4 protein-coding genes are annotated in these 3004 nt (G+C 34.6%); all 4 read left to right on the top strand.

The annotated features are described in order from the left end of the window. On the top strand, positions 1-1236 hold a 1236-nt coding region (fabF, locus tag ACI3VO_RS11830), incomplete at its 5' end, for a beta-ketoacyl-ACP synthase II (protein WP_439758108.1). A 12-nt stretch (positions 1237-1248) separates the two neighbouring features. Further along, the gene (accB, locus tag ACI3VO_RS11825; protein ID WP_439758107.1) at positions 1249-1746 is read left to right on the top strand and encodes an acetyl-CoA carboxylase biotin carboxyl carrier protein; all 498 of its coding nucleotides are present in this window, start codon (positions 1249-1251) and stop codon (positions 1744-1746) included. A gap of 14 nt (positions 1747-1760) precedes the next feature. Continuing rightward, positions 1761-2183, top strand: coding sequence for a 3-hydroxyacyl-ACP dehydratase FabZ (gene fabZ, locus ACI3VO_RS11820; RefSeq protein WP_439758106.1), 423 nt, complete (start codon positions 1761-1763; stop codon positions 2181-2183). A 9-nt stretch (positions 2184-2192) separates the two neighbouring features. Continuing rightward, positions 2193-3004: biotin carboxylase N-terminal domain-containing protein (locus tag ACI3VO_RS11815; protein ID WP_439758105.1), on the top strand; the 812-nt coding region annotated here is incomplete at its 3' end.

The following is a 3004-nucleotide window of genomic DNA, read 5'->3' as shown; positions in this document are numbered from 1 at the left end:
ATGGAAAATAGAGTAGTTATAACAGGGATGGGAGCTGTAACACCAATAGGAAATACAGCAGATGAATTTTGGAATAATGCAAAACAAGGAAAATTAGGAATAGATACTATAAAATCAATAGATACAGAAGGTCTAGATGTAAAGGTTGCTGGTGAAGTAAAAGACCTAGACTTAACTAAATTCTTAGACAAAAAAGAATGTAGAAGATTAGATAAATTTACTCAATACGCTTTAATTGCAAGTATGGAAGCTGTAGAAAATGCAAACCTTGATTTAGATTCTATAGACAAAGAAAGATTTGCAGTTATAGTAGGTTCAGGTATCGGAGGATTCCATACTCATGAAAAGGAATTTGACACTCTACATAAAAAAGGAGTAAAGAGAATTTCTCCAATGTACATACCAATGACTATAATAAATGCAGCAGCTGCAAATATAGCGATTAAATTGGGTGCTAGAGGAATGTGTACATCAGCAGTAACTGCATGTGCAACAGCTACAAATAATATAGGAGACGCTTATAGACATATCAAACACGGTTATGCAGATATAGCAATAACTGGAGGATGCGAATCATCTATTACACCTATTGCAATAGCAGGTTTTGCAAATATGAGAGCATTATCTACTAGTGAGGATCCTACTAAGGCATCAACTCCATTTGACAAAGACAGAGGTGGATTTGTAATGGGTGAAGGTGCTGGAATGCTAGTAATCGAAAGCTTAGAGCATGCACAAAAGAGAGGCGCTAAAATACTTGCTGAAATAGTTGGATACGGTTCAACTTGCGATGCATACCATATAACTTCTCCATCACCAGAAGCAGTATCAGCTGCAAAGGCTATGGAAAATGCAGTAAAAGAAGCTGGTATAGAAATGAACGAGGTTTCTTATATAAACGCACATGGTACATCAACTTACTACAACGATTTATACGAAACTAGAGCTATAAAAAATGCCTTCAAGGAAGATGCAAAAAATATTCCAATATCTTCAACTAAATCTATGGTAGGACATTTATTAGGAGCAGCAGGTGCAGTAGAATCAATAGCATGTGTAAAAGCACTACAAGAAGGATTTATACCTCCAACTATAGGTTATACAGAAAGTGAAGAAGAACTAGATTTAGATTATGTACCAAACCAAGGAAGAAGTGCAGATTTAAAATACGCTCTTAATAACTCTCTAGGATTTGGCGGACATAATGCTTGTCTATTATTTAAGAAATGGGATTAATTGGAGGTAATCATGAATTTTGAAGAAGTAAAAGAGCTAATAACAATGTTGGATAATTCCAAATTAGCTTATTTTGAAATGGAAAACAAAGACGGATATATAAAAATAGACAAGAGCATGTCTAGAAATTATGTATCTAATAAAATAGATAATAGTGAAATAAACACTTTAAATAAAAATAGTGAAGCTGTAAATACAATAAGTGAACCAGTTGTAAATACATCAAAAGCTGAAGAAACAGTCGTAGCTGACAAGCCAAAAGAAGAAGGTGTTGAGTTTATCAAATCTCCAATAGTAGGGACTTTTTATTCTAAATCATCACCAGATGCTGAGCCTTTTGTAAAAGAAGGAGATGTAGTTCACAAGGGAGATATAGTTTGCATAGTTGAAGCTATGAAGCTTATGAATGAAATAACAGCTGAATTTGACTGTGAAATAGTGAGCGTAGTGTGCGAAGACGCAAAAATGGTTGAATACGGTCAAAAATTATTTAAAGTAAAAAGAATATAGAGAAGGAGAAAAATATGTTAGGAGTTAAAGAAATAAGAGATATTTTACCACATAGATATCCTTTTTTAATGATAGATAGAGTAGAAGAAGTAGTAGAAGGTAAAAGTGCTAAAGGATATAAAAATGTAACAATAAATGAACCATTTTTCAATGGACATTTTCCTGAATATCCAGTTATGCCAGGAGTTCTAATACTTGAAGCATTAGCTCAAATGGGAGCAATATGTATACTTTCAATGGACGAATTCAAAGGAAAAATAGGATTTTTAGTAGGGGCAAACAAGGTTAAATGGAAAAAACAAGTTATGCCTGGAGATAAATTAGACCTAGAAATAGAAATAACAAAATTAAAAGGATCTATCGGAGTAGGAACAGGAAAAGCTACTGTAGATGGAAAATTAGTTTGCCAAGGTGAAATAATGTTTGCAATTGGGTAGGTGATTGAAATGCTAAAAAAAATCTTAATAGCAAATAGAGGCGAAATCGCAGTCAGAATAATAAGAGCATGTAGAGAGCTTGGAATAAGCACAGTTGCAATTTATTCAGAGGCAGATAAATATGCACTTCATACACAAATGGCTGATGAGGCTGTTTGTGTGGGAGGTCCACAAAGTAAGGACAGCTACTTAAATATGACTAATATACTTAGTGCATGTGTTCTTACAGGGTGTGAAGGAATACACCCAGGTTTTGGATTTTTATCTGAAAATCCTAAGTTCGCTAAGATGTGCGAGGAATGTAATATAAAATACATAGGCCCTGACTACAAAGTTATAGAGCTTATGGGAGATAAGGCTAAGGCTAGAGAGGTCATGAAAAATGCAGGTGTACCTGTAGTTCCTGGATATGAAGGTGAAATAACTTCGGCTAGTCATGCATTGCAAATTGCAAAAGAAATAGGATTTCCTGTGATGGTAAAGGCTGCTGCCGGTGGCGGTGGAAAGGGAATCAGAATAGTCAGAGAAGAAGGCGAATTTGAACACAACTACAACGCTGCAAAATTAGAAGCTAAGGCTTGTTTTTCAGATGACAGAGTTTATATAGAAAAATTTATAGAAAAGCCTAGACATATAGAATTTCAAATTTTAGCAGATGAATTCGGAAATGTGATTCATTTAGGAGAGAGAGAATGCTCTCTTCAAAGAAACAATCAAAAAGTACTAGAAGAAGCACCATCTACTTTTTTAAATCCAGAAACTAGAGAAAAAATGGGTGAAATCGCAAAACGTGCAGCAAAGGCAGTCGACTACAAAAATGC

It is taken from the genome of Intestinibacter sp. (assembly GCF_051866655.1).
Lineage (GTDB): Bacteria > Bacillota > Clostridia > Peptostreptococcales > Peptostreptococcaceae > Intestinibacter.
The sequence above is the reverse complement of the archived record's forward strand: the minus strand, read 5'-3'. Positions and strand labels throughout refer to the sequence as shown.